General features: G+C 60.1%; 24 protein-coding genes. 12 read left to right on the top strand and 12 right to left on the bottom strand.

Translation table 11 applies throughout. From position 1 onward, the window contains the following. The first annotated feature begins 36 nt into the window (after window positions 1-36). The 3 genes from H097_RS00435 to H097_RS00425 are packed head-to-tail and all read left to right on the top strand — an operon-like array spanning window position 37 to window position 2256. Complete coding sequence (locus tag H097_RS00435; RefSeq protein WP_223232736.1) at window positions 37-633, top strand: ankyrin repeat domain-containing protein; 597 nt, start codon at window positions 37-39, stop codon at window positions 631-633. Continuing rightward, window positions 630-1097 (top strand): nucleoside deaminase, encoded by a 468-nt coding sequence (locus tag H097_RS00430; RefSeq protein WP_032856548.1) that lies wholly within the window; start codon window positions 630-632, stop codon window positions 1095-1097. Before H097_RS00435 ends, H097_RS00430 begins: the two co-directional genes overlap by 4 nt. After that, window positions 1084-2256, top strand: coding sequence for a CynX/NimT family MFS transporter (locus H097_RS00425; RefSeq protein ID WP_032856547.1), 1173 nt, complete (start codon window positions 1084-1086; stop codon window positions 2254-2256). Before H097_RS00430 ends, H097_RS00425 begins: the two co-directional genes overlap by 14 nt. A gap of 131 nt (window positions 2257-2387) precedes the next feature. Here the strand turns inward: H097_RS00425 and H097_RS00420 are convergent, their stop codons facing one another. Continuing rightward, complete coding sequence (locus H097_RS00420; protein ID WP_032856546.1) at window positions 2388-4736, bottom strand: TonB-dependent receptor; 2349 nt, start codon at window positions 4734-4736, stop codon at window positions 2388-2390. Between the two features lie 155 nt (window positions 4737-4891). Here H097_RS00420 and H097_RS00415 point away from each other — a divergent pair, with 155 nt between their 5' ends. Further along, the gene (locus H097_RS00415) at window positions 4892-5836 is read left to right on the top strand and encodes a LysR family transcriptional regulator (RefSeq protein WP_032856545.1); all 945 of its coding nucleotides are present in this window, start codon (window positions 4892-4894) and stop codon (window positions 5834-5836) included. 119 nt (window positions 5837-5955) lie between these two features. Next, window positions 5956-7560, top strand: coding sequence for an alkaline phosphatase family protein (locus H097_RS00410; protein ID WP_032856544.1), 1605 nt, complete (start codon window positions 5956-5958; stop codon window positions 7558-7560). Between the two features lie 75 nt (window positions 7561-7635). On the opposite strand, the gene H097_RS00405 is transcribed toward H097_RS00410, so the two are convergent. Next, window positions 7636-8541 carry a TauD/TfdA family dioxygenase gene (locus H097_RS00405; protein ID WP_032856543.1) on the bottom strand — a complete coding sequence of 302 codons (906 nt, stop codon included), beginning with the start codon at window positions 8539-8541 and terminating at the stop codon, window positions 7636-7638. Window positions 8542-8722: 181 nt separating this feature from the next. Between H097_RS00405 and H097_RS00400 the strand changes: the two genes are divergently transcribed. After that, window positions 8723-9643: a LysR family transcriptional regulator gene (locus H097_RS00400; RefSeq protein WP_032856542.1), complete on the top strand. Its 921-nt coding sequence runs from the start codon at window positions 8723-8725 to the stop codon at window positions 9641-9643. 53 nt (window positions 9644-9696) lie between these two features. On the opposite strand, the gene H097_RS00395 is transcribed toward H097_RS00400, so the two are convergent. After that, the gene (locus H097_RS00395; RefSeq protein ID WP_032856541.1) at window positions 9697-10698 is read right to left on the bottom strand and encodes an ABC transporter substrate-binding protein; all 1002 of its coding nucleotides are present in this window, start codon (window positions 10696-10698) and stop codon (window positions 9697-9699) included. 287 nt (window positions 10699-10985) lie between these two features. On the opposite strand from H097_RS00395, the gene H097_RS00390 reads away from it, so the two are divergent. The 4 genes from H097_RS00390 to H097_RS28085 all read left to right on the top strand — a co-directional run bounded on the left by H097_RS00390 (window position 10986) and on the right by H097_RS28085 (window position 15048). Then, window positions 10986-12584, top strand: coding sequence for an ABC transporter permease subunit (locus H097_RS00390; RefSeq protein ID WP_032856540.1), 1599 nt, complete (start codon window positions 10986-10988; stop codon window positions 12582-12584). Next, complete coding sequence (locus H097_RS00385) at window positions 12581-13396, top strand: ABC transporter ATP-binding protein (protein ID WP_032856539.1); 816 nt, start codon at window positions 12581-12583, stop codon at window positions 13394-13396. The genes H097_RS00390 and H097_RS00385 overlap by 4 nt, the downstream gene beginning before the upstream one ends. A 222-nt stretch (window positions 13397-13618) precedes the next feature. Next, the gene (locus H097_RS00380) at window positions 13619-14674 is read left to right on the top strand and encodes a hypothetical protein (RefSeq protein WP_032856538.1); all 1056 of its coding nucleotides are present in this window, start codon (window positions 13619-13621) and stop codon (window positions 14672-14674) included. Window positions 14675-14691: 17 nt separating this feature from the next. Further along, a complete protein-coding gene (locus H097_RS28085) occupies window positions 14692-15048 on the top strand; it encodes a hypothetical protein (protein WP_139115755.1) in 357 nt (118 codons plus the stop codon). Between the two features lie 89 nt (window positions 15049-15137). Here the strand turns inward: H097_RS28085 and H097_RS00375 are convergent, their stop codons facing one another. Beyond that, window positions 15138-15824: a Crp/Fnr family transcriptional regulator gene (locus H097_RS00375; RefSeq protein WP_032856537.1), complete on the bottom strand. Its 687-nt coding sequence runs from the start codon at window positions 15822-15824 to the stop codon at window positions 15138-15140. A gap of 83 nt (window positions 15825-15907) precedes the next feature. On the opposite strand from H097_RS00375, the gene H097_RS00370 reads away from it, so the two are divergent. Beyond that, the gene (locus H097_RS00370; RefSeq protein WP_032856536.1) at window positions 15908-16432 is read left to right on the top strand and encodes an Mpo1-like protein; all 525 of its coding nucleotides are present in this window, start codon (window positions 15908-15910) and stop codon (window positions 16430-16432) included. 10 nt (window positions 16433-16442) lie between these two features. Here H097_RS00370 and H097_RS00365 read toward each other — a convergent pair whose 3' ends face one another. The 8 genes from H097_RS00365 to dibA all read right to left on the bottom strand — a co-directional run bounded on the left by H097_RS00365 (window position 16443) and on the right by dibA (window position 24274). Then, window positions 16443-16808, bottom strand: coding sequence for a hypothetical protein (locus H097_RS00365; RefSeq protein WP_032856535.1), 366 nt, complete (start codon window positions 16806-16808; stop codon window positions 16443-16445). A 2-nt stretch (window positions 16809-16810) separates the two neighbouring features. Then, the gene (locus H097_RS00360) at window positions 16811-17734 is read right to left on the bottom strand and encodes a hypothetical protein (protein WP_050593282.1); all 924 of its coding nucleotides are present in this window, start codon (window positions 17732-17734) and stop codon (window positions 16811-16813) included. A 219-nt stretch (window positions 17735-17953) separates the two neighbouring features. Next, window positions 17954-18934: a sulfate ABC transporter ATP-binding protein gene (locus H097_RS00355; RefSeq protein WP_032856533.1), complete on the bottom strand. Its 981-nt coding sequence runs from the start codon at window positions 18932-18934 to the stop codon at window positions 17954-17956. A 3-nt stretch (window positions 18935-18937) separates the two neighbouring features. Beyond that, window positions 18938-19810, bottom strand: coding sequence for a sulfate ABC transporter permease subunit CysW (gene cysW / locus H097_RS00350; RefSeq protein WP_029299486.1), 873 nt, complete (start codon window positions 19808-19810; stop codon window positions 18938-18940). A 13-nt stretch (window positions 19811-19823) separates the two neighbouring features. Further along, on the bottom strand, window positions 19824-20642 hold the full coding sequence (cysT, locus tag H097_RS00345; RefSeq protein WP_032856532.1) for a sulfate ABC transporter permease subunit CysT: 819 nt from the start codon (window positions 20640-20642) through the stop codon (window positions 19824-19826). A 167-nt stretch (window positions 20643-20809) separates the two neighbouring features. Continuing rightward, window positions 20810-21820, bottom strand: a complete 1011-nt coding sequence (locus H097_RS00340; RefSeq protein ID WP_032856531.1) for a sulfate ABC transporter substrate-binding protein — start codon at window positions 21818-21820, stop codon at window positions 20810-20812. 75 nt (window positions 21821-21895) lie between these two features. Continuing rightward, window positions 21896-22078, bottom strand: a complete 183-nt coding sequence (gene oscA / locus H097_RS00335) for a sulfur starvation response protein OscA (protein WP_029299482.1) — start codon at window positions 22076-22078, stop codon at window positions 21896-21898. Between the two features lie 285 nt (window positions 22079-22363). Continuing rightward, window positions 22364-24274 carry a phosphodiesterase DibA gene (gene dibA / locus H097_RS00330; protein WP_032856530.1) on the bottom strand — a complete coding sequence of 637 codons (1911 nt, stop codon included), beginning with the start codon at window positions 24272-24274 and terminating at the stop codon, window positions 22364-22366. Window positions 24275-24439: 165 nt separating this feature from the next. On the opposite strand from dibA, the gene desA reads away from it, so the two are divergent. Beyond that, entirely contained in the window at window positions 24440-25621 is a 1182-nt protein-coding gene (gene desA, locus H097_RS00325) for a delta-9 fatty acid desaturase DesA (protein ID WP_032856529.1), read from the top strand. The last annotated feature ends 5 nt before the right edge of the window (window positions 25622-25626 follow it).

Here is a 25626-nt window from a genome sequence, read left to right as displayed (position 1 = left end):
GTTCTGACGCTGGGTTTGATAGTGGCAAGTAGCACTATGGCTGCCGAAAAAAGCCTGCTCGATGCCGTACGCGCCGGGCAGTTGCCCCAGGTCGAGCAACTGCTGGCCAAGGGCGCCGATCGGGATGCCCGCGCCATCGACGGCAGCACTCCATTGTTACTGGCCACCGAGGCCAATCGCGTCGATATCGCCCGCGTCCTGATCGAGGCCGGGGCCGACGTGAACCGCAAGAACCTGATGCAAGACAGCCCTTACCTGCTGGCCGGTGCCAGCGGCCACACTGAAATCCTGGCCATGACCCTGGCCCATGGCGCCGACCTCAAGAGCACCAATCGCTACGGCGGCACCGCCCTTATTCCAGCATGTGAACGTGGGCACGTGCAGACTGTGCGCCTGTTGATCGATGCCGGCGTCGACGTCAACCATGTCAACCGCCTGGGCTGGACCGGCCTGATGGAGGCCATCGTGCTTTCGGACGGCGGGCCGCCGCACCAGCAGATCGTCGCCCTGTTGATCGCCGCGGGCGCCGACGTGAACCTGCCTGATCGCAACGGCGTCAGCCCGCTGCAACAGGCGCAAAAACGTGGCCAGGTTGCCATCGCCAAACTTCTGAAAGAAGCAGGTGCCCAATGAGCCCACAGCACGATCAAACCTGGCTGCAACGTGCCGTCGCCCTGGCGCAGGGCAACGTGGCCCGCGGCGGACGGCCGTTTGGCGCAGTCCTGGTCAAGGAGGGTGAAGTGCGGGCGGAAGCGGTCAACGAGATTCACCTCAGCCAGGACCCTACCGCCCACGCCGAGATGCTCGCCATTCGTACGGCCAGCCAAACCCTCGGCACCAACCTTGAGGGGTGCGTGATCTACGCCAGCGGCCAGCCGTGCCCGATGTGCCTGGGGGCAATGTACTTGTGTGGTGTGTCCCGCGTGGTGTTTGCCGCGAGCAATGAAATGGCGGCGCCTTTCGGTCTGTCGACTGCGGCGATTTACCAGCAAGTGGCGCTACCGCTGGCCGCGCAGAAACTGCCCGTACAGCACCTGCCACAAGCGGCAATGCAAACGCTTTATGCGCACTGGAAGGCTTTGCATGACGCTCAATAAATCCCTCGCCGGCTGGGGCCTGCTGGTGGTGCTGGGCCTGAACCTGCGGCCGATTCTCAGCTCGATCAGCCCATTGCTCGGGGAAATCCGCCTGGCTACCGGCCTGAGTTTCCAGAGCAGTGCCTTGCTCACCAGCCTGCCGGTGGTGTGCATGGGGTTGGTGGCGCTGGTGGGCATCCGGGTCGAAGCGCAGTTGGGCGAACGACGCGGGATCGCCCTGGGTTTGATGATGATTCTGCTGGCGTGCCTGGCACGCTGGCTGCTGGCACAGGCGCCCGCATTGCTGGCCACGGCGCTGCTGGGCGGGGCTGGCGTGGCGCTGATCCAGGCGCTGGTGCCGGCGATGATCAAGCGTCAGTTTCACCAGCGGGTGCCGCTGGCGATGGGGGTGTATTCGGCCTCGTTGATGGGTGGCGGTGGTTTGGCGGCGCTGCTCAGCCCGCTGGTCGCCAGCCATTTCCAGCACTGGCAGGCCGGCCTGGGCATCTGGCTGCTGCCGGCGCTCGGCGCTTTGTTGCTGTGGGCATGGCTGCCGTTAGGCGCGGCGAAAAACCTACAGGTGACGGCGCCGCTCCAAGGCCTGCGCAATCGCCGCGCCTGGTTACTGGCGCTGTATTTCGGCCTGGTGAACTGCGGGTATATGAGCATGGTGGCGTGGCTGCCGGCGTACTACCAGCAACTGGGTTGGGGCGTGCTGCCCAGCGGCTCGCTGCTGGCGTTCATGACGATTTTCCAGGTGATTGCCGCGCTGTTGATGCCGGCGCTGGCGCAACGCGGCATCGATCGCCGGCCCTTGCTGACCATCAGCTTGCTGGCTCAGACCGTGGGTTACCTCGGCCTGCTGTTGGCGCCGCTGCAATACCCACACCTGTGGGTGGCGCTGATCGGCTTCGGCCTGGGGGCGTGCTTTGCCCTGAGCCTGCTGCTGACCCTGGACCATCGCCGCGACCCGCGCGAAGCCGGGCAACTGGCGGCATTCGTACAAGGCGTGGGCTTCTTGATCAATGCCGTGTCGCCATGGATGACCGGCTGGCTGCGCGAACTCACCGGCAGTTTTGTCAGCGCCTGGGTGGTGCTGACCGTGACGGTGATTGCGATGCTGGTGGTCACCCGGGTGTTCAGCCCGGCCACCTACCGCACCGCCGCAGTCCCCACCTAGAAAGCGGCTTGCTGATTTTTGTAGGAGCGAGCTTGCTCGCGAAAAACGTTAACGATAACGCGCAGAATCAGGTTAACCGTGTTGTCTGGGCGTTCTTCGCGAGCAAGCTCGCTCCTACAGGTGATCGGTGGCTAGAAGTCGTAGCGCCCGGTCACGCCCAGGGTGCGCGGGGTGCCCAGCAGCCCTTCATAGCCACCGTTGCCGCCTGTCCACAGGGTGGTGTAGTAGGTTTTGTCGAAGGCGTTTTTCAGCCACAACGACACATCCCACTGGCCCTGCTGGAAGTCGCCACGCAAACCCGTGGACAGGTTGACCAGCCCATAACCGGGAATCTGCCCATAGTCCGAATCCTCGACCGTGCCCACCGCCTTCGAGCGATAGGCATAGCTGGCGGTGACATAGGGTTCGAAGCCGTTGTCCAGGTTCCACTTGTACTCACCGTTGGCGTTGGCAATCCACTTCGAGGCGCCTACCACTTGATGCCCGCTGAGGTCGCAGGAGGCCGGTGCGCCTGGGCGCAGGCTGACTTCCGGTGGGCATGGCGCATCTTTGTACGACAGGTAACGCACGTCGTTGAACGAGCCATTGATATTCAGCGTCAGCCCCCGGATCGGCACCAGGGTGCTTTCCAACTCGACCCCACGGGAGCGTACGGAACCGGCGTTGGTCAGGTACTGCACGCGGTTGCCGGCATCGTAGGCGTTGGTCTGATATCCGTTGACCTGGGTCCAGAACAGGTTGGCATTGAGTTGCAGGCGGCGGTCCCACAGCGTGCTTTTAAAACCCAGTTCGGCGTTGTTGGCACGCTCGGTACCAATCAACAGTGAGTCCGCACCAGCGGTCGGTGCAGAGCCCACCACCAGGTTGACCCCGCCGGACTTCTCGCCATGGGACAAGGTCGCATAGCCCAGCAGGTCATCGCTGAAACGGTAGCTGAGGTTCAGTAAACCGGAGGGGCTGGTGCTGTACTGGCTGAGATCACCGGAATCGTAGGCACCGGCACGACCACGGCGTGCGGTAGCCGCCGCGCCGGCTACCGTTGCACCACCCTCTGGCGCATTGCGGCTGACCCAGGCGCTTTTTTCTTCATAGGTACCGCGCAGGCCAGCAGTGAAATCCAGGCGTTCGGTCAGGTGCCAGGTCCCTTGGGCGAACAAGGCAAAACTGTCGGTGCGGATATGCCCATTGCCAATGCTGGTGACATTGCTCAAGGCCCCTGTCGGCGTGCCGTTCCAGATATCAGCCTGGGGCCCGTAATAGGCGAAGGATTTATTGTCCAAGTCAGAGCCGAAGTAGTAGGCCCCGAGCACGTAATCGAAGAAGCCACCGGTCGGTGACGCCAGCCGGAACTCCTGGGACCACTGCTTATCTTCCACCGACACGCCAGCGTTATAGGACGCCGGCACGTTGAGGCCGTCGTCGTTGCGCGGGGTGAAATTCCACCAGCGATAGGCACTGACCGACGTCAGGGTGAAGTCGCTGGGCAGGGTCCAATTGGCCTCAAGGGACGTCCCGCCCTGGAACACCGTGACACGCTGGTCGTTGTCCAGGTTGACCTTGCGGTGGGAACCGTTGACCAGGGTCGCCCCGGCCGCCCGCGCCCTGGACTCATATTGGTTGACGCCATTGATGGTCGGCCCGGTGCTGTACAACACACGGGTGCCGGCGCTGGAAGCTTCTTCGTTGTAGTCGCCGATCCAGCGCAGGTTGAATGCCTCGTTGGGCTTGTACAGCAACTGCCCGCGAAAGCCCTGGCGTGAACCACCATTGAGATCGTGACCGTTGTATTCGTTCTTGATATCGCCATCGCTGCGCGTGCGATAGGCGGAAAAACGCCCGGCCAGTTCATCGTTGAGCGGCCCGGAAATCGTGCCCTTGGTCTGGAAGTAACCGTCCTCGCCCACTGAGGTTTCGATGCTGCGCTCCGGGGTAAAACTTGGCGCGCGGGTGCTGATATTGATGACCCCGGCCGTGGTGTTCTTGCCGAACAACGTACCTTGCGGGCCGCGCAACACCTCAAGCTGCTCGATGTCCATCAGGTCAAACACCGCCATGCCCGGGCGCCCGAGGTACACGTTGTCGATGTACAGGCCGACGCTGCCCTCCAGGCCGTCACTGGCCGGGTTATTGCCCAGCCCGCGAATCGACACGCTGGATTGACGCGCATGCATGTAGGCGACGTTGACGCTGGGCACCAGCTGTTGCAGATCCTGGATCCGATAAATTCGCTGACTCTCCAGGGCCTGCCCACCCACCACACTCATGGGCGTGGGCACGTCCTGGGCGCTTTCGGTGCGTCGGCGTGCAGTCACGGTGACCGTTTCCAATTGCCCGCTGGCGCTCTCGCCCTTGCTCGCGGGTGCTGGCTCTTCAGCCGCCTGGCTCGGTGACCAACTGGCACTGCCCGCCAGCAATAACGCCAGGGGTAGGCGCTTGAGCCGCCAGGCAGAGGACGGTACAGCAGGCTTCGACACACTCATGAGCGGCTCCGGAATCGAGGAATATGCACAATCACATATTCTTTAAAGTTATTTATTTATGTTTTTACAAGCTTTTACTGCATAAGAGATAGCCTTTATAAGGAGTCGACCTAATGCATAGCCAATGCATTTCCCCGATATTTTTAATGTGAAAAATGCATATCGATCTGCGCCAACTCCGCCACTTCATCGCCCTCGCCGAACAACGCAGCTTTGTCGCCGCCGCGGCCACGGTGAACCTGTCGCAATCGGCCTTCAGCCGCAGCATCCAGGCCCTGGAACACAGCGCCGGGTGCCAGTTGGTGGATCGCGGGCGCAAGGACCTGGCCCCGACCAAACAAGGCCAGGTGCTGCTTGAACATGCGCGGCGGCTGGTCAGCGGTGCCCAGCAGTTGGCCAACGAGATCAGCCAGTTCAATGGCCTGGAAGCCGGCGAGCTGCGCTTTGGTTGCGGCCCCGCACCGGCCTCCGGGTTGGTGCCACGGGCCATCGGCAGTTTTATCGGGCGCTACCCCAAGGCACGGGTGCAGTTCCAGGTGGACGACTGGCAAAGCCTGGGCAAGCGCCTGCTCAGTGAAGAGTTCGAGTTTTTCGTCGCCGACACCCGCCACTTCGAAGCCAACCCGGACTACCAGACCTACCGCCTGCGCCCGCGAAAGTGGCACTTCTGCTGCCGCAGCGGCCACCCGTTGGCCCAGCAGGAAACTGTCAGCGCTGCCGAGCTGATGAGTTATCCCCTGGCCGTGACCATCCGCCCGCCGAACCTGCGCAAGGTCATCGTCGACCTCAGCGGCCGCCCCGACTACACGCCCAATGTCGAGTGCGAGAACGGCTACAGCCTGCTGGGCGTGGTGCTGCGTTCCGACGCCATCGGCATCGTCAGCGCCAACAGCGATGCGCTGCACCTGACCCGGGGCGAGCTTGTGCGGTTGACGATCGAGGGGTTGGCCGAGGACCTGGAGGAGCGCTACACCCGCTATGGCATCGTCAGCCGCGCCGGGTATCGATTGTCACCGTTGGCCGAGGCAATGATCGAGCAGATCAAGCAGGTGGATGAGCAGGATGACGAGGTGTGCTCGCTGGAGAACTTTGCGGTCTGAGCCACCGCTATCGCAGGCAAGCCATGCACCCACTGCATAAACCCCATTCCCCAAATGCACTTGCCTCAACCCCCTGCAACCAGCGAAAACCCTCACCTGCCCCTCATCCGGTGACCCTCATGCCCCACGTACGCAATGTGCTCTACATCATGTGCGACCAACTGCGTCGCGATTACCTCTCCTGCTACGGCCACGCCCACCTGCACACGCCCAATATCGACCGCTTGGCCGCTTCTGGCGTGCGTTTCAGCCGCGCCTACACCCAGGGCACGATTTGCGGGCCGTCGCGGATGTCGGCCTATACCGGGCGCTACGTCAGCAGCCATCAGGTAGCGTGGAACGCGGTGCCGTTGCCACTCGAAGAGCTGACGATTGGCGACTACCTGCGCCCCCATGGCATCCGTACCGCGCTGGTGGGCAAGACCCACGCCACGCCCAATCTCGACGCCTTGCAACGCCTGGATATCGACCCCGACAGCGCACAAGCGCAGCCCCTCAATGAGGTCGGTTTCGAGGCGTATTTGCGCCATGACGGGATCTTCCCAGACAGCCCGCTGTTCGCAGACAAACGCGAGTCCGCGTCCTACACCCATTACCTGCGCGAGCAAGGATATGCCGGGAGCAACCCCTGGCATGAGTGGGCCAACGCCGCAGCCGGCGAAGCCGGGGAAGTCCTGAGCGGCTGGCACATGCGCAACGCCCACTTGCCGGCACGAGTAGCCGAGGCGCATTCGGAAACGGTCTACACCACCGACCGCGCCATCGACTTTATCCACGAGCAAGGCGAGCAACCCTGGTGCCTGCACCTGTCCTACATCAAGCCGCACTGGCCCTATATCGCGCCCGCGCCGTATCACGCGCTGTATGGCGTCGATCAGGTGCAGGCACCGATTCGCGCCAAGCCCGGGCAGGCCAGCGATCACCCGGTGTACCAGGCGTTTCGCCAACACCAGGAGAGCGTGAATTTCTCCCGCGACGAAGTGCGGCTGCGGGTGATTCCCACCTATATGGGCCTGATCAAGCAGGTCGATGACCAGCTCGGCCGCCTGTTCGATGTGCTGCAAAGCAATGGCCGCTGGGATGACACGCTGATTGTGTTTACCAGCGACCATGGCGACTTCCTCGGCGATCACCACTTGGGCGAAAAAGAGTTTCTGCTGGAGCCGGCAGTGGGCATTCCGCTGATCGTGCGCGACCCACGCGCTGCGGCCGATATCAGCCGGGGCACGGCGGATAGGCGCCTGGTGGAAACCATCGACGCCCTGCCGACCTTCCTTGAGGCCCTGGGCTTGCCGAGCGCCGAGCATCGTCTGGAAGGCCGTTCATTGATCCCCCTGCTGCATGGCGTAGAAACGGATTGGCGCCGCTACGCCATCGCTGAATACGACTATGCGTTCCAGGCCCCGGCCCGCGAGCGCCTGGCGCAACCCATCGACCGTTGCCGCATGACCATGGTGCGCAGCGAACGCTGGAAATACCTGGCGTATGACGGCTTTCGCGCCCAGCTGTTCGACCTGGAAAACGACCCGCAGGAATTGCACGACTTGGGCGCAGACCCGGCGTATACCCAGGTACGCGAAATGCATCAGGGCTATCTGTTCGAATGGCTGCGGGGTTTGAAGCGGCGCACCACCATCAGCCACACCGAGATTGATCTGCGTGGTCAACAGTTTCGCTATGGAGAGCCAGAGGCAGAGAAGGTGGTGCAGATCGGCGTCTGGTAAACACCCAAATCCCCTGTGGGACGCGGGCTTGTGTGGGAGCGAGCAAGCCCGCTCCCACATTTGATCTGCGGTGGGCTACAGGCCTTTGGTGGTCTGGCTGCGCTGCCCCTGCACGCTCACCGGCACATCGCCCTTGAGGGTCACGCGGCGCACGATGCGTTCCTGGGTGCCGTAGTCATCCACTGCGTAATGCTGGGTGGCGCGGTTGTCCCAGATCGCCACGTCACCGGTGTTCCAGCGCCAGCGCACGGTGTTTTCCAGGCGGGTGACGTGGCTTTGCAGCAGGTTGAACAGGTGCGCGGAATCGGCCTGCGAATAGCCCTTCAGGCGTTTGACAAAGTGCCCCAGCAGCAAGGTTTTTTCGCCGCTGACCGGATGCACGCGCACCACCGGGTGCTCGGTCTCGTATACCGTCGAGGTGAAGATCTTGCGGTACTCCTCAAGCTTTTCCGGCGCCACATCCGGCTTGCGCGCGGCGTAGTCGTATTCGTTGCTGTGCACCGCCCACAGGGTGTCGGCCAGGGCACGCACCTCGGCGGTCAAGTCGTTGTAGGCGCTGGCGGTGTTGGCCCAGACCGTGTCGCCACCCGATGCCGGCGCCAGCACCGAACGCAGGATCGAGGCCTTGGGGTACGCATCGACGAAGGTCACGTCGGTGTGCCAGGAGTTGGCACGCTGGCCGCGCCCGCCGTCCAGTTCCATCAGAAAACGCGTGCCATCGCGCACCGGCACCGTGGGGTGGGCAATCGGCTCGCCGAGCAAGTGGGCGAAGGCTTCCTGGCTCTGGTCATCGAGGTGGGTCTGCTGGCGGAAGAAGATCACCTTGTACTGCACCAGCGCGTGCTGGATGGCTTCGACCGTGGCGGCATCCAGATCGCCGGACAGTCTGATGCCCCGGATCTCGGCGCCGATACGCCCAGCAACCGGGTGAATATCCAGCGCCAGGGCGACGGGTTGAACAGCGAGTGCGGCATTGCTCATTGGATGACCCTCATGTGTCTGCTTACGGTGGGGTGACGCTGCGCCAACGCTCTATTCATATGCAATTTAGGTCTAGCAAATGAACACATGCTTCGTTGACGGAATAAGAGCTTGCATTTAAAACCTCAGCTCCCCTGGTCGCAAATGCCTTCGACCTATTTTTAAAATGCCGGGAAAGCATATGGATCTTCGCCAACTGCGCTACTTCATCGCCCTTAACGAACACCGCAGTTTTGTCCGCGCGGCCGACGCCATGGGCATCACGCAACCGGCGTTCAGCCGCAGCATCCAGGGCCTGGAACAGGAGTTCGGCTGCGTGCTGGTGGACCGTGGCCACAAGGATCTGCGCCCCACCCCGGAAGGCCAGGTGGTGCTGCAACATGCCTTGAGCCTGGTGCATGGCGCCGCCCTGTTGAGCAGTGAAGTCACGCGCATGACCAAGCTCGATGCAGGCGAGCTGCGCTTCGGTTGCGGCCCGGCGCCAGCCGTGAAACTGGTACCGGATGCCGTGGCGAGATTCGTCAACGCACACCCGAAAATCCGTACGCGCTTCCAGGTGGATAACTGGGAAACGCTGAGCCGCAGCTTGAGCCGGGAAGAGATCGAATTCTTTATCGCCGACATCCGCCAGTTCGAAGCCGATCCGAATTTCCAGACCCAGGCGCTGACGGCCAAGCGCGGGGTATTCTTCTGCAGGCCGGGGCATCCGCTGCTGGCCAAGGACAGCCTCTCGACCAACGACATGTTCGATTACCCGCTGGCGTCGCCGCTGATCTCCCAGGGCATTCGCAAACTGCTGGCGAACCTGAGCGGGCGCATGGATTTCTCACCGAGCATCCAGACCGAGCACTTTCCAGCGCTGGTGAAGATCGTGTTGCAGTCCAACGCCATTGGCGTGGGCACCGAGGAGGCCTTTGCCGAGGACATCGCCCGGGGCGCACTGGTGCTGCTGCACTGGCGCAACCTGCCACAGAACATGGAGACCATGAGTGCGCGGTGCGGGATAGTCAGCCGCACCGGTTCGCGTTTGTCGCCGGCGGCCAAGGCGATGATCGAGACGTTGGTGGCGGTGGATCGGCAGGAGGTGGATGTGGCGGTCTAGCAGGCGCCATCGCGGGCTTGCCTGCGATGAGGCCAGTTCATGCACTGTAGATTTCAGATCCCAGCCGCCGCCAACCCCGGCACCACCCAATCACTGACCTGGAACGGCTTGCGAATCAGCCGCTCCTTCGACGCCAGATCCACCGCATCCTGCAGCTTGCCCAGGAACACAGGATCCAGGGTCGACGGGAAAATCTCGCTAAGTTTCTGATCCTTCAAATCATTGGTCAAAATCACCGGCGGATAACTCGCCAGCCCAGACACCAACTCGATATACGCCTGCTTGTTGTTGTCATCGGTCAACCACTGTACCGCCTGCTGCTGGGCCTTGAGCAGCTTGGCCACCACCTCGGGATGGGCGTCGACAAATTTGCCACTGCCCACCAACACCGCCTGCACGCTGCCCGCGCCGCCCAGGTCCTTGGTGGTCAGGGGGATTTCGGCCAGGCCCTTGGCCTGTAGTGAACTCAGGTTCGACCCGCCCCAGGTCGCATCGATCTGCTTGGCGGCCAGGGCGGCCACGGCCGCGTTGAAGTCCAGGTTGATAATTTTCAGGTCCTTTTCACTCAAACCCTGGCTGGCCAGGGCGCCGTCGAGGGACAGTTGGGTGGCCGTGCCGCGAAACACCGCCACGCGCTTGCCCTTCAGGTCCTGCAAGGTTGTGATCCCGGAGCCCGGTACCACGCCCAGGTATTGTTTAACCCCGCGAGCGGTGGCGCTCAGCAGACGGGTATCGAGGCCATTGGAACGGCCGATGATCGCTGCCAGATCGCCCAGGTAAGCCAGGTCTACCTGGCCGTTGGCGAAGGCTTCATTGATCACGGGGCCGGCGCCCTTGAAGTAATTCCACTGGATCTTGATGCCCTGATCGGCGAAGGCTTTTTCAAAGATCTGCTGGCTCCTCAGGACATCCGTCAGGCCACCACCGCTGTTCTGGGTGCCGGCACTCAGGTCGGGCACGGCAATACGGATTTCCTTGAGGTCGGCGGCGTGTACCAGCCCAGCGAGCGCTGTGCCTGCGACCAGGGTGATCAAGCGTTTGAAGGGCAATTTCATAGAGTGTGCTCCTGTGGGCGACGGTGGCCTGGGGAGCAGAAAGTACGCACAACGCGGTCAAAACTTTAAATACTATAAATTCACAATTTAATAGCTTTTTGATCTATGCGCACTGCGGCCCCGGCGCCAGAGGGTTATGCATCAACAGCATGGAAAATATTCTCCAAATGCATTGGATGCGTGTCGGGCAGAGGCTTTAAATGGTTTTTCTTATCCCTAAATAATCTTGATTGTTTGTTTATAAGATCAAAATCACATAACGCACTCGCCGACACCGGAGGTCTTCCATGGCCCGAATTTCACTGTTGAGCCTGCCGCTCGTCGCCCCTGCCAAGGGTGGGCGGGCACATTGGCCGAACCTGAGTGAACGCCTGCTGCCATGGCTGCTGCCACTCACGCTGTTTGCCCTGTGGTGGCTGGCCAGCCGCAATCACTGGATGAGCGAGCAGATCCTGCCGGCGCCTTCGCTGGTCTGGAGCAGTGCCGTGGAACTGGCCGGCGGCGAGTTGTGGAGCCACTTGGCGATCAGCCTGCAACGTCTGTTCTGGGGGCTGTTGGCGGGCGTCGGGGCCGGGGCGTTGCTGGGCGCGCTGCTGGGCTTCAGTGCCCGTGCCGAGCGCCTGGTGTTCCCGACCTTCAGCGCCCTGTCGCAAGTCCCGACCCTGGCCTGGATCCCGCTGTTCATGGTGTTCTTCGGGATTGGCGAAACCCTCAAGCTGGTGGTGCTGGTCAAGGCCATTGTGGTGCCCGTGACCCTGCACACCCTGGTCGGCGTGCGCGATGCCCAGCCCGGTTTGCGTGAGGCTGCACGCGTGCTGCGCTTGCCCAGCCATCTGTTGATCCACCGCCTGATCCTGCCCGCTGCATTGCCCGCGTTCATGGCCGGGGTACGCCTGGCCCTGGCCGCCGGCTGGACCTCACTGCTGGCGGTGGAGCTGCTGGCCTCCAGCGAAGGTATTGGTTACCTGATGGTCTGGGCGCGGCAGTTGTTCATGCTCGATATCGTGTTTGTGTGCATCGTGGTCATTGGGGTGCTGGGCGTGGTGATGGATCGCGGCATTGGCTGGCTGGATCGCAAGTGGGTGCATTGGCCCCATCCCGCTACCGCGCAGATCCGTCGTGGCCCACGCTACCAAGGCTGGCAACGCCTGCAACCGTGGTTGCTGCCCTTGAGCCTGTTGGCGCTGTGGCAGTCGGCGACCGCCCTGGACTGGGTCGATCCCAATATCCTCGTCAGCCCCTGGACCGTGTTGCACACCACCGCCAGCGGCGTATTCAATGGCAGCCTGCTCAGCGCCCTGGGCAAAAGCCTGGGACGCACCTTGAGCGGGTTGCTCCTGGGCGGCGGCCTGGGCTTTGCCCTTGGCCTGTGGCTGGGCCTGTCACGCCGCAGTGAGCGAGTGCTCGGCCCGACCCTGGCGGCCCTGCGTCAGATCGCCATTTTTGCCTGGGTGCCGCTGCTCACCGCCTGGTTCGGCCTGGGCGAGTTGGCCAAGTCGGTGTTTATCGCCCTGGCCGCGTTCTTCCCGCTGTTTATCGCCACCCAACGCAGTGTGCTGAACCTCTCGCCACAGCTCAATGAAGCCGCCCAGGTGCTGCGCCTGAGCCTGGCCTTGCGCCTGCGTCGCCTGGTATTGCCAGGGGCGGCAGCGGGGATTTTCGCCGGGCTGCGCCTGAGCCTGATCTACGCCTGGCTGGGCACCATCGGCGCCGAGTATTTCATGCCGTCCAACGGTGGCATCGGCAGTTTGATGATCGGCGCCCAACAGTTGCTGCGCATGGACCTGATCATGAGCGGCATGCTCCTGGTCGGCCTCACCGGCGCAGCACTCAACCTTATCGGCCAACGCATCGAAACCCGCGCCACGCGCTGGAGACACGCATGACTGCACCTATTGTCAGCTTCAACCATGTGGGCAAGACCTTCGACGTCGATGGCTTCGAGCTGGAAGCCATTCGCGAATTCAACCTGGATATCGCCGAAGGCGAGTTCGTCGCGATTGTCGGCTCCAGCGGCTGCGGAAAATCCACGCTGCTGCGCCTGCTGATCGGCCTGGACACGCAGTTCCGTGGCGAGATCCGCGTCGATGGGAAGGCCGTGGAAGGCATCGGCGGCGAGCGCGGCATCGTGTTCCAGGAACACCGTTTGTTCCCGTGGCTGACGGTCGCGCAAAACATCGGCCTGGGCCTGGTCAACGAGCCCTTGAGCGAGGCCCAGCGCCAACAGCGCATCACGGACTTTATCGAATTGGTGGGCCTTACCGATTTCACCCGCGCCTACCCGCACCAATTGTCTGGCGGCATGGCGCAGCGGGTGGCGATTGCCCGTGGCCTGGTGGCCAGCCCACGCATCCTGCTGCTGGACGAGCCCTTCGGCGCCCTCGATGCCCTGACCCGCCAACAGATGCAGGATGAGCTGCTGGCGATCCGTGCTCGCGCGAAGATCACCACAGTGCTAGTGACCCACGATGTGGAGGAAGCGATTTTCCTCGCCGACCGCGTGGTGGTGATGGAGCCCCGGCCCGGACGGATCAAGCAGGTGGTGGATATCGCCCTGCCCCATCCGCGCCAGCGCAGCAGCTTTGATTTCCACCAACTGCGCGAAGAACTGCTGCACGAACTGATCAGCGACGACCACTACCAGCCGCCGCTGCGTGAACAGATCCGTGACCTGCCCCTGGCGTTTATTGCTTGCTAATGAGAAATACCTTGATCGCGCAAAGTCCTGCTTTTTAGCGCGTTGACCTAAGGGTCGTCAGGTCTCTACTTAACGGTGTCTTTCGACACAGCTAGAAACAGTCATCAGGAAAACCCTACATTTTATTTTACGATCAACAGTCAACTGGCAGAGTAAGCTGAGTAATGGTATAGGTGCTGGACACTGTAAATGAGAAGACCCTTCACGCAGGGCGGACGTATTATGAACTTCACCCTCTCACTCGGCGCCACGTCTATATTCTTCGCTCTACTGACAACAAGCTGTGGCGTCCACGAGTCCGGCCGGTTATCTCCCGAAGAAAAATTACCTACTGAATTTTCAGACTACAAGTATATCGATGAAATTACCGAATTTGAAAACTATACCGTCGAAAAGTTTAAAGTCCCACCACGTTCCACAGTGGAACACAGCCTCAACAAAACAACAAACAACATCATTATTGAAATTGCCACAGATGTTGACGACCACACTCGCCAGCACACTTTCTACAAACTGAATACCTCTGGCAATATCATTGATAGCCATCAATTTTCAAGAAGCTTCCTGATAGCAAAAAAAACCGGGGACGAGCAATTGGTTGGCGGCACTTTTTTGGTCAACAAAGAAAACAGCTATTACTCTACCTGGCCGTTAAATGGCGACAAAACAAAAAGACCATTTACTCCCATCAACCAGGACTTGGCTTGGAGTACAGAACAGGTCGATGCGTACTACAAAGAAATCACAAAAAAAAGCGCACGCCTGGACGATGTTGAAACCTATGAAAAAATCAGCGCCCACGAAAATAAAAGGCGTATCCGAAAAGTATACTACCTTAACACTACCGGCAAATGGTATGTCCTCTACGGCAACTCACTGACGAGTGACTTCAGCGGCAAACGATTATCCGGTTTCAATACGCTATTTAAAGACTTCACAGACGTCGAACGTGGCTTCGGACGATATACACCACCCTCCAACATCACTATTCCCTACTTTGAAAAGCAGACTTACAGCAAATATTGCGCCCAAAATGCTGGCAGCAGTGGTTGCAGCATGAATTATACCTGGGAGGGCATAGGGTATTACCAAGTCACAATAGCCGACGTTATTTTTAAATTCAAAAACAAAGGCAGTTTGTCACGTTCTGATTTTAAAGGTACAGCGTTCCCGCCCAAAGAAACCCTCCTCAATAATTTCGCCTATTACACAATGCCGGCATTAACGTATTCGTTGTTTTCAGCAAACGAAGAACTCTACCTGATAAAACACAAATAAATCCCATGACCCGACTTATGCAAACAATCACCCGCTGCCTATTAGCCACATTAATCATCATTTTTAGCAACGCGTCTGCAGCTGACCCAATAAAAAGCACGAAACCCACGGAGGCTTCACTTGATAACGACAACAAAAAAATTATCTCTGCCACGTGGATGACGAGCGATTTCAGCAGCGAAATCACAACGTCCAGTAATGGAGGAGCGGTGGGGATTCTTATTAAAACAGTAGGCTACGCACCCGGAGAATCACTTTCAGTCCGGATTGCGGATCAAGAAACCAATGATGATGGAGGGAGCTATAGCATCGTTCGCGAACTTACAGGCGTGGTTGATAAAAATGGCGAAGCCAGAGCAATTTATAAACCCTAAGGGTTCCGCCCTTTTAACATCCTTGAAAGCTCAGCCATACTCGAAGAGCGAACAATGACTTGTGGCGAGGCGGCCTTTAAGACGCCGCGTCAACCCTGCGCCATCTCCCGCAACCGCGGTGCATCAAGTATTTCAATCTCGCCATACCCCAACCGCACAACCCCCTGCCCTTGCAGCTCCTTGAGCAGCGCATTGGTCGTCTGGCGCGACACCCCCAGCATCGCCGCCAAGTCCTCCTGCGCCAACTGCACCACACGCCGCGAGCCATCGATCTCGCCATACCCCTCGGCAATCATCCACAACCGATGGGCCAACCGCACCGACGCGGGTGCAAGGCTCAACTGCTCGATATTGATAAAGCTCAGCCGCAACTTCTGGCTCATCAGCAAGGCCATGTCCCGCCAATAGGCCGGGCTTTGCGCAAGCAAGTGCAGCATCGCCGACTGCGGCACCTGCAACAGGGTGCAAGGCCCGACCGCACACGCATCGTGGGTACGCGGCAGGCCGTCGAACACGGCGATTTCGCCAAACCAGAAAGGCGCTTGCGCCAGACTCAACAACGCCTCCTTGCCCTGCTCGTTCACCGCGCTGATGCGCAGGCTGCCCTCCAGCACCGCGTACAGGCCGCACGGCGGGTCGCCACGCTTGAACAGCACCTGCCCCGCCGCCAACTGCCGCACGCGGGCGTGGGCCAGCAAGCTATGCTGCAAGGGAGCAGGCAGATGGCGGTACCAGTGGCCGCTGGACAACCGTGCATGCCAAGACTCTGCGTCCATGAGAACTCCAAAGATTGTCGCCCAGTTGACAGTTTGTCGCAGTCCTACAGGGCATGATCAAGCATCCTACAGGAGGAATAACAATGAAAAGCCTCGTCGACCACCTCAGCCAATACGCCGCCTACCACCGCGACCCGCGCAACATCGTCAGCCACTTTATCGGCATCCCCATGATCGTCGTCGCCGTCGCCGTACTGCTGTCGCGCCCCGAATCGCAAGTGGCCGGCCTGTGGCTGTCGCCTGCAGTGTTGCTGGCGGTGTTTGCCGCCGGGTTCTACCTGCGCCTGGAACTGGCGCTTGGCATGTTGATGAGCGTACTGATGGGCCTGTCGGTATGGGCCGGGCATGTACTGGCAGCGCAAAGCACCCTGGTGTGGCTCAGCAGTGGTATCGGCCTGTTTGTGGTGGGTTGGGTGATCCAGTTTGTCGGCCATTACTACGAGGGGCGCAAACCGGCCTTTGTCGATGACGTGTCCGGGCTGATCGTGGGGCCACTGTTTGTGGTGGCGGAACTGGCGTTCCTGGCGGGGTTGCGGCATGACCTCAAGCGGCAGATCGAGGAGCGGTCGGGGCCGGTGCGGGTGAAGCGTAAGGATTTGGTGGTTTGAGTGTGCAGCGTCAGTGAAATTTATCCCACAGGAGCGATACCGTGCAGCGAAACAACCAGAAAAAACCCCAGTAACAGGGCCAGACAACCCAGCGTTTGAGCGCTAATGGAATGGCGGCAAGCTCCTCATGACTTACATCGCCAAGCTTGATGTACCTGGCAGGGTGAAACAGGAAACAGACGATCACACTCATTCGCATCGTTTTGTCGATGTGGCGGTTTTTCGACCAAAAACGTTTGTTTCGCTGCACCACTTCGTTTTCGCTGAAATAACTCTCCAGTTCTTCCAGCTTTGTGTATTCAACGAACAATAAAAGCCCTACAAGAACAAGGGATTCAAGCAAGGGCAAGGCAGAGAAAAAAAGCTCATCAGTCATAGTCAGTGTTCGATTGTTTCGTACAAAATTTCGCCGTGTTTGGCTGCCGCTGTACCCAATTTATCTCCTCCAGCAGAGCCACCTGCAATACCACCGATAATTCCACACACAAGCCCCCCTTTTCCCTTAGTCACAACTCCCAAGACGGTCGTACAGACATATCGCCCAACATACGCGCCCAACTTTCCACCTCCGGCCGCACCGCTAACACCCCCTACCAATCTCGCCCCTTCCACATACTGCGCCCGCCGACACTGCGCCTCTCGCCCCGTCATACACCCCTCCTTGATCGCCAACCCCGCCACGCCCACATCCAGCGCTAACCCCACATACGTGCCCTTGCCCAAGAACCGCGACGTCTGCGCAATGCTCCGGATTCGCTGCGCATAGCCCGCTATCTCACTCTTGTGCAGATAGCTTTTGGTCGATATCCCCAGCACTTTTTTTAACGACGTATTGCCCTGCAAGCTCGTACCAAACCGAGCTGCGCCCTTCAGTTGAGTGTCCAGGCGCTGGAACAACCCCTGGCGCTGACGAATGAACGCCTCCCGATCCAGGGCCCCACTCTTGAGTTGCTGATGCAGGCGCTCGACTTCCTCCAGCGTATGCCGGACCTCATCCAGATGCCGCGTCCAACCTGAACTGCCGGCCCCCACACCCAACGAGCTATACCCCAACAGGCTCTGCAATAAATCGTAGTTATTGATGACGGCAATCCCTGCCGCGGAATTCAACTCCAGGGCACGACGGATTTCCTGTGCATGGCGCATCAACCACGCGTCATTGAGGGTGCAGGCAACAGCGTATTCGTCAGGCACAATCACCATTTGCCCGGGCGTTACCAAGCCATGACGCAGGTGCAGGTTCAGCGCATCGAACTGCTCCGCCGACTGCTGACTGGTGAGGCGCAAAAGCTGGCGGGGCATAAAACCGGGAGGAATTTAAGTTTCGGAAGCTGCCCACACAGCGAAGAAAAAGTACCTACAAATCTCCCCTAAAGACTCCCGACCAAGAGCACTCAGGCCACTGGCGGCGGTGATGGCTTCGGACATGTCCCAGACGGGTTGGAACATCCTTTTCACCAGCACCAACAAGCCAGCTCCCCCACAAGCCACCCCCACAGTTGATCGGGGCTGGCCAAAAACTCAGGCTTTTTGCCAGACCTTGGGCTTGAAGAACAACGTCGCGCCCCGCGTCAGCCCGGTGAGGCTGTCGTGGTCCTTCACCACTTCGGCTTCAATCAGTTCGCTCTGGCCTTCGACCTTCAGCGTGATCCGCGTGGTGGCGCCCAGCGGGCGGATGTCGCGCACTTGCGCGGCATGGTGATCTTCCAGCTCATGGCGCGACAGCGACACTTCGTGCGGGCGGAACAACACGTGCTGGTCTTCGCCCAGGTGCAGGCGGTTGGAGTCGCCCAGGAAGTGGTAGACGAAATCGCTGGCCGGGTTTTCGTAGACGTCGCCCGGTGAGCCGATCTGCTCGATCACGCCCTTGTTCATCACCACGATGCGGTCGGCGACTTCCATGGCTTCTTCCTGGTCGTGGGTCACGAACACCGAGGTCAGGTTGATGTCCTCGTGCAGGCGTGCCAACCAGCGGCGCAGCTCCTTGCGCACCTTGGCATCCAGGGCGCCGAAGGGTTCGTCGAGCAGCAGCACCTTGGGCTCCACCGCCAGGGCGCGGGCCAGGGCGATACGCTGGCGCTGACCGCCGGAGAGTTGTTCCGGGTAGCGGTCCGACAGCCAATCGAGTTGCACCATGTTCAGCAATTCATGGACCTTGGCCGCGATCTGGGTTTCATTCGGGCGCTGGTTCTTGGGCTTCATGCGCAGGCCGAATGCGACGTTGTCGAATACGGTCATGTGGCGGAACAGCGCGTAGTGCTGGAACACAAACCCGACGTTGCGATCACGCACATCATGACCGGACACGTCCTCGCCATGGAACACGATACTGCCGGCGTCCGGGGTTTCCAGGCCGGCGATGATGCGCAGCAAGGTGGTCTTGCCGCAGCCGGAGGGGCCCAGCAAGGCCACCAGCTCGCCACTCTGGATATCCAGGTTGATGCTGTCCAGGGCCTTGAAGGCGTTGAAGTTCTTGCTGACGTTACGGACTTCGATCGACATGACTTATTCCTCAGCCGCACCGGCGCGCAGGCGGTTAATTCGGTTCTCGCTCCACTGCTTGAGCAGCAGGATGAAGAGCGCCAGGATCAGCAACAGACTCGCCACCGCAAACGCAGCGACGTGGTTGTATTCGTTGTAGAGAATCTCGACGTGCAGCGGCAAAGTGTTGGTCACGCCGCGAATGTGGCCGGACACCACCGACACCGCGCCGAACTCACCCATTGCCCGCGCAGTACACAGCACCACGCCGTAGATCAAGCCCCACTTGATGTTCGGCACGGTGACATGCCAGAACATCTGCCAGCCATTGGCGCCCAGCAGACGCGCGGCTTCTTCTTCCTGGGTGCCCTGCTCCTGCATCAGCGGGATCAACTCGCGGGCCACGAATGGCACGGTGACGAAGATGGTCGCCAGCACGATGCCCGGCAAGGCAAAGACGATCTGGATATCGTGATCCTGCAACCACGGCCCGAAGAAGCCCTGGGCGCCGAACATCAGCACATAGACCAGACCGGCGATCACCGGCGAGACCGAGAACGGCAGGTCGATCAGGGTCACCAGCATGCTCTTGCCACGGAACGAGTACTTGCTCACGCACCAGGCCGCACTGACCCCGAATACCAGGTTGAGCGGCACCGAGATCAGCACCGCAATCACCGTCAGCTTCAATGCCGACAGCGCGTCCGGCTCGAAGATCGCGGCAAAGAATGCGCCGAGGCCGAGCTTGAGGCCCTGGGATACCACAATAAACAGTGGCAACAGCAAGAACAGGGCGAAGATCAGCCAGCCAAGGCCGATCAGGATACGTCGCGAAACCGCACTGCCACGACGGGCAGCGTTGGCCGAGGACGCGGCGGAAATAGACGATTGGGACATGTTCCGCGCCTCCTTATGGACGTTCGATGCGCCGCTGCAGCAAGTTGATCAGCAGCAGCAAGACAAAGGAAACCACCAGCATCAGCACGCCGATGGAGGTAGCGCCGGTGTAGTCGTATTGGTCGAGCTTGACCATGATCAGCAACGGCAGGATCTCGGTTTTCATCGGCATATTGCCGGCGATGAAAATCACTGAGCCGTACTCACCCACACCTCGGGCAAACGCCAGGGCAAACCCGGTCAGCCACGCTGGCAGCAGCGCCGGCACGAGGATGTAGCGGAACACTTGCAAGGGCTTGGCGCCGAGGCAGGCGGCGGCTTCTTCGATTTCCCGGGGGATATCGGCCAAGACCGGCTGCACGGTGCGCACCACAAAGGGCAGAGTGACGAAAGTCAGGGCCAGGGTGATGCCCAATGGGGTGTAGGCGATCTTGAAGCCCATGTCCGTGGCGAACTGGCCAACCAGACCGGACGGCGCGTACAGCGCGGTCAGCGCGATACCGGCCACGGCGGTGGGCAGGGCGAACGGCAGGTCGATCATCGCGTCGATAATCTTGCGCCCGGGGAAGGTGTAGCGCACCAGCACCCAGGCCAGCAGCGTACCGATCACGCCGTTGATCAGCGCGGCGTACAGGGCCGTACTGAAGCTCAACTTCAACGCCGCCCACACTCGCGGCGCCGAGATGATGGCCCAGAACTGATCCCAGGTGAGTTGGGCGGCGTGGACGAACATGGCCGCCAGTGGTATGAGCACAATCAGGCTGAGGTACACCAAGGTGTAGCCCAGCGTCAGCCCGAAGCCGGGTATGACGGGGGAGATACGACGCGACATAAAAGTCCTTGGTTAACAGGTAGATACCACTGCAGGAATGAGTTTTTGTGGGAGCGGGCTTGCTCGCGAAAGCGGCGTGTCAGTCACTAAATGCGTTGACTGGCACACCGCTTTCGCGAGCAAGCCCGCTCCCACACAAGCCGCATTCCACAGGGAGGCCGTGTTGGTTATTGGGCCGTGTAGATCTGGTCGAACACGCCACCGTCATTGAAGAATTTCGGTTGGGCAGTTTTCCAGCCGCCGAAGTCTTTGTCGATAGTCACCAGCTCCAGTTTCGGGAACTGCTGGGCGTATTTGGCGGCCACATCCTTGTCACGCGGGCGGTAGAAGTTCTTTGCCGCGATCTCCTGGCCAGCCGGGCTGTACAGGTGGTTGAGGTACGCCGTGGCGATTTCGGTGTTGCCCTTTTTCTCGGCGTTCTTGTCGACCACGGCCACGGGTGGCTCGGCGAGGATCGACAGGGACGGCACGATGATGTCGAACTTGTCGGCGCCACCGTCTTCCTTGAGTGCCAGGAACGCTTCGTTTTCCCAGGCCAGCAACACGTCACCCTGACCGTTGTTGACGAAGGTGATGGTCGAACCGCGCGCGCCGGTGTCGAGGATCGGTACATGCTTGAACAGTTCTTTCACGTATTCCTGGGCCTTGGCTTCGCTGCCACCGGCCTTCAGGCCATAGGCCCAGGCGGCGAGGAAGTTCCAGCGGGCACCGCCAGAGGTTTTCGGGTTCGGCGTGATCACCGACACGTCGTTCTTGATCAGGTCGCCCCAGTCCTTGATGCCTTTGGGGTTGCCCTTGCGTACCAGGAACACGATGGTCGAGGTGTACGGTGTGCTGGCCTCAGGCAGACGGGTCTGCCAGTTCTGCGGAAGGGTCTTGCCCAACTTGGCAATTTCGTCGATGTCGCCGGCCAGGGCCAGGGTCACCACGTCGGCGCGCAGGCCGTCGATCACCGCCCGGCCTTGCTTGCCCGAACCACCGTGGGACTGCTGGATCTTCACGTTGTCGCCAGGGTGCGCTTTTTTCCAGAAGCTGGTGAATTCGGCGTTGTAGTCCTGGTACAGCTCACGGGTCGGATCGTAGGAAACGTTGAGCAGCTCGTAATCCTTGGCGACAGCAGAACCGGCAAACACGGCGCTGGCCAGGGCGGCCAGGGCATAACGGCGAATCGACGACATAGACAAGCTCCTGAAATTCTGGGGTGTTGGCTTTTCTTATAAGTACGGGTCCCGCAATCGAAGCGCCGTGTTGCCTCAGCTCGGTTTGTTGCCCGGGCTCTGCAAGCGGAATTTCTCTTTGCGTTCGATCTGCACCACTTGGGCGTTGTGTACGGTGATTTCCACTGCGCCAAAACGCAGGTCACGCAATGCGCTCTGGATCTCGCGCAAAATGGCTGCTTCGTCCTGGCCGTCAACGCTGCGTAGAGATGCGCTCATGGTCGTGCTCCTGAAATGAGAAGTGCCTGGCAGTGGCGGCACTGCTTGCGGCGTGAGGGCGATAGTAGATAAGCGCGGATATTCTTAAAAATACTATTTAAGAATGTTTATATAACCAGAAAGAATTTTCAGGCAGGACACGACGTTACACAGAGTGGAGATCCAAATGTGGGAGCGGGCTTGCTCGCGAATGCGGTGTATCAGCTAGCAAATTCGGTGACTGACACACCGCATTCGCGAGCAAGCCCGCTCCCACATTTACTGTATTCCAACCCCGGATAGAGGTCAGCGGATAGCCGGGGCCCTGGCCCAATCAATCTCAGCCGCCAGCATCGGCCTTGCAAACCAGTAGCCCTGGCCCATGTCGCATTGATGGTCGAGCAGGAACTGCGCCTGTTCCTTCTGCTCGATACCTTCGGCATGTACCAGCATGCCCATGCTTTGCGCCAGGGCGATGACCACCCGCACAATCGCCGCATCGTCTTCATCCCACGGCAACCCGGCAACGAAGCCTTGGTCGATTTTCAGCTTCTGTACCGGCAAGCGCTTGAGGCGCAGCAGTGACGAATAGCCGGTGCCGAAGTCATCGATGGCCAGGCTCAAGCCCAGCTCGCGCAAGCGATGCATTTGCTCCAGGGCCACTTCCGGGTCATCCATCACCGCGCTTTCGGTGACTTCCAGCTCCAGTTTCGACGGATCCAGGCCGGTGTCATGCAGCACCTTGGCCACCTGCTCATACAGTTCATGACGGGCAAACAGGCGGCTGGAAATATTCACCGCCAGGAAGGACAGGTCCCTGCCCTCTGCCAGCCACTGACACATCTGGCGACAAGCCTGGTCCATGACCCAGGCGTCGATTTCGGCGATCAGCCCGGTGCGTTCGGCAATCGGGATAAATTCCGCCGGCGGCACCAGGCCGCGCTGCGGGTGCTGCCAGCGCACCAGGGCTTCTACCCCCATCATCTTACTGGTTTGCAGGTCATGGACCGGCTGGTAGTAGACCCGCAACTCCTGCTGATCCAGAGCGCGGCGCAGTTCATTACCGATCTCGATGCGGTTCTGGGCATGGGCGGTGAGTTCTTCGGTGTACAAGGCATAGCCTTCGCGCCCGGTGCTCTTGGCCTTGAACAGCGCGGAGTCAGCGTTACGCAGCAACTGTTCGGCACTCAAGGCATCACTGGGAAACAGGCTGATGCCGATGCTGGCGCTGATGAACAATTGATGACCGTCGAACATGAACGGCTGTTTCATGCTGTCGATGATGCGCTGGGCCAGCGCGGCAGCCTGGACCACCTGTGGACAACTTTCCGCCAGCACTGCGAACTCATCACCGCCCAGGCGTGCCAGGGTCACGCCGGGGCCAAAAAGGCCCTGCAGGCGCTCGCCTACGGCCTTGAGTAACTGGTCACCGACATTGTGGCCAAGGCTGTCGTTGATGATCTTGAAGTGGTCCAGGTCCAGCAGCAGCAACGCGCAGCCACGCTTGTGGATCTGTGCCGAAGCCAGCGCCTGCTCGGCGCGGTCGGTGAACAGCAGGCGGTTGGGCAGGTCGGTCAACGGGTCGTGGTGAGCCAGATGGGCCAGTTCGCGCTCGGAATGCTTGATCGCGCTGATATCGGAGAATACCGCTACGTAATGGCTGATCTGGCCCTGGTCATCATGGATGACACGGATGGTTTGCCACTGTGGATAAATTTCCCCGCTTTTACGCCGGTTCCAGATCTCGCCGCTCCACTCCCCATCTTGGTTGAGGGTGCGAAACATCTGCTCATAAAAAGCCGGCGAATGCCGCCCCGACTTGAACAGGCTCGGTTGGCGGCCCATCACGTCTTCCACCTGGTAACCGGTGATTTCGATAAAGGCGCGGTTGACGTGGACAATCCGCCCCCGGGCGTCAGTGACCAGCACCCCTTCGCGGGTGCAATCGAACACTGCCGCCGCCTGGCGCAGGCGCTCGCGGTTTTCCTTCAAGGGTTGCTGGATACGATGGGCACGCACGCAGCGGGCACACAACAGGAAAATAAACAGGGCACTGAGGGTCACCCACAGATAACCGCGCAGCATCTGCCAGTGCACCACCTCGCTGGGTTCATCGAGGAATGTGATAAAAACCTGCTGACTGAGCTGGATCCACAAGATGGAAATCAGCAAGTACACCAGCCCTGCGCGTAGGGCACCTCGGTATGAAAGCAGCATATGACTAGTAATCCTTACTAAAAAACAGAATCGCCCTACAAAGGTTGCGGATTATAGGATAAGTAACATCTCGTCACTCCTATTCAAAAGGGTGACTGGTTTTATCTGTAGGCTTAGTGATAATGCGTGAGCTGTTCTTTTCTTTATCTGAGGGCCATACAGCCTATGTGGTACAACGGTTTTCTTGACTTGTCAGCCTGGCAACTGGTGGCAGTCACTCTGTTGATGACCCACGTGACCATTATCGGGGTCACGGTCTATCTGCACCGCTATTCAGCCCATCGCTCCCTGGAGCTCAATGCTGGCCTGAAACACTTCTTCCGCTTCTGGCTGTGGCTGACCACAGCGCAGAACACCCGCGAGTGGACCGCCATCCACCGCAAGCACCACGCCAAGTGCGAAACCGTCGACGATCCCCACAGCCCGGTGATCAAGGGCCTGTCCACAGTCCTGCGCAAAGGCGCCGAGCTGTACCGCGCCGAGGCCGAAAACCCCGAGACCCTGCGCATCTACGGCAAGAACTGCCCGGACGACTGGATCGAGCGCAATGTCTATACCCGCTACCCGCTGCTGGGCGTGGCGATCATGGGGGTCATCGACCTGCTGCTGTTCGGCACCATCGGTATCACCATCTGGGCGATCCAGATGATGTGGATCCCGGTCTGGGCTGCCGGCGTGATCAACGGCCTGGGCCATGCCATCGGCTACCGCAACTTCGAATGCCGCGACGCGGCGACCAACCTGGTGCCGTGGGGCATCATCGTCGGTGGCGAAGAGCTGCATAACAACCATCACACCTATCCCAATTCCGCCAAGTTGTCGGTGAAGAAGTGGGAATTCGACCTGGGCTGGGCCTGGATCCAGGTGTTCAGCTTCCTGCGCCTGGCCAAGGTGCAACGGGTTGCACCTATCGCCCACCGGGTCGAAGGCAAGGGTCACCTGGACATGGACACCGCCATGGCGATCCTCAACAACCGCTTCCAGATCATGGCCCAGTACCGCAAGTTGGTCATTGCGCCGCTGGTTAAGCAGGAGCTGGAGAAGGTCGATCATTCGGTACGCCACCAGTTCCACCGTGCCAAACGCCTGCTGTCGCGCGAGACCAGCCTGCTGGATGACCGCCATCACGTGCGCATCCAGAACATGCTGGAGCACAGCCAGGCCTTGAAAGTGATCTACGAAAAGCGCCTGGCGCTGCAGCAGATCTGGCTCAAGACCAGCAGCAACGGGCATGACATGCTCGCGGCGATCAAGGAATGGGTCCACGAAGCCGAAGCCAGCGGGATCCAGTCCCTGCGCGACTTTGCCCACCAGCTGAAAACCTACTCCCTGCGCCCCACCGCCTGACATTG

It is taken from the genome of Pseudomonas sp. FH4, assembly GCF_000510915.2.
GTDB lineage: Bacteria > Pseudomonadota > Gammaproteobacteria > Pseudomonadales > Pseudomonadaceae > Aquipseudomonas > Aquipseudomonas brenneri.
The sequence above is the reverse complement of the archived record's forward strand: the minus strand, read 5'-3'. Positions and strand labels throughout refer to the sequence as shown.

Coding starts and splice junctions, on each gene's coding strand:
- desA (WP_032856529.1), top strand. CDS start 24,440: ATGTGGTACAACGGTTTTCTTGACTTGTCAGCCTGGCAACTGGTGGCA.
- H097_RS28085 (WP_139115755.1), top strand. CDS start 14,692: ATGCAAACAATCACCCGCTGCCTATTAGCCACATTAATCATCATTTTT.
- dibA (WP_032856530.1), bottom strand. CDS start 24,274: ATGCTGCTTTCATACCGAGGTGCCCTACGCGCAGGGCTGGTGTACTTG.
- cysW (WP_029299486.1), bottom strand. CDS start 19,810: ATGTCCCAATCGTCTATTTCCGCCGCGTCCTCGGCCAACGCTGCCCGT.
- H097_RS00340 (WP_032856531.1), bottom strand. CDS start 21,820: ATGTCGTCGATTCGCCGTTATGCCCTGGCCGCCCTGGCCAGCGCCGTG.
- H097_RS00400 (WP_032856542.1), top strand. CDS start 8,723: ATGGATCTTCGCCAACTGCGCTACTTCATCGCCCTTAACGAACACCGC.
- H097_RS00390 (WP_032856540.1), top strand. CDS start 10,986: ATGGCCCGAATTTCACTGTTGAGCCTGCCGCTCGTCGCCCCTGCCAAG.
- H097_RS00385 (WP_032856539.1), top strand. CDS start 12,581: ATGACTGCACCTATTGTCAGCTTCAACCATGTGGGCAAGACCTTCGAC.
- H097_RS00375 (WP_032856537.1), bottom strand. CDS start 15,824: ATGGACGCAGAGTCTTGGCATGCACGGTTGTCCAGCGGCCACTGGTAC.
- H097_RS00430 (WP_032856548.1), top strand. CDS start 630: ATGAGCCCACAGCACGATCAAACCTGGCTGCAACGTGCCGTCGCCCTG.
- H097_RS00395 (WP_032856541.1), bottom strand. CDS start 10,698: ATGAAATTGCCCTTCAAACGCTTGATCACCCTGGTCGCAGGCACAGCG.
- oscA (WP_029299482.1), bottom strand. CDS start 22,078: ATGAGCGCATCTCTACGCAGCGTTGACGGCCAGGACGAAGCAGCCATT.
- H097_RS00410 (WP_032856544.1), top strand. CDS start 5,956: ATGCCCCACGTACGCAATGTGCTCTACATCATGTGCGACCAACTGCGT.
- H097_RS00380 (WP_032856538.1), top strand. CDS start 13,619: ATGAACTTCACCCTCTCACTCGGCGCCACGTCTATATTCTTCGCTCTA.
- H097_RS00415 (WP_032856545.1), top strand. CDS start 4,892: ATGCATATCGATCTGCGCCAACTCCGCCACTTCATCGCCCTCGCCGAA.
- cysT (WP_032856532.1), bottom strand. CDS start 20,642: ATGTCGCGTCGTATCTCCCCCGTCATACCCGGCTTCGGGCTGACGCTG.
- H097_RS00355 (WP_032856533.1), bottom strand. CDS start 18,934: ATGTCGATCGAAGTCCGTAACGTCAGCAAGAACTTCAACGCCTTCAAG.
- H097_RS00420 (WP_032856546.1), bottom strand. CDS start 4,736: ATGAGTGTGTCGAAGCCTGCTGTACCGTCCTCTGCCTGGCGGCTCAAG.
- H097_RS00360 (WP_050593282.1), bottom strand. CDS start 17,734: ATGCCCCGCCAGCTTTTGCGCCTCACCAGTCAGCAGTCGGCGGAGCAG.
- H097_RS00405 (WP_032856543.1), bottom strand. CDS start 8,541: ATGAGCAATGCCGCACTCGCTGTTCAACCCGTCGCCCTGGCGCTGGAT.
- H097_RS00365 (WP_032856535.1), bottom strand. CDS start 16,808: ATGACTGATGAGCTTTTTTTCTCTGCCTTGCCCTTGCTTGAATCCCTT.
- H097_RS00435 (WP_223232736.1), top strand. CDS start 37: ATGGCTGCCGAAAAAAGCCTGCTCGATGCCGTACGCGCCGGGCAGTTG.
- H097_RS00425 (WP_032856547.1), top strand. CDS start 1,084: ATGACGCTCAATAAATCCCTCGCCGGCTGGGGCCTGCTGGTGGTGCTG.
- H097_RS00370 (WP_032856536.1), top strand. CDS start 15,908: ATGAAAAGCCTCGTCGACCACCTCAGCCAATACGCCGCCTACCACCGC.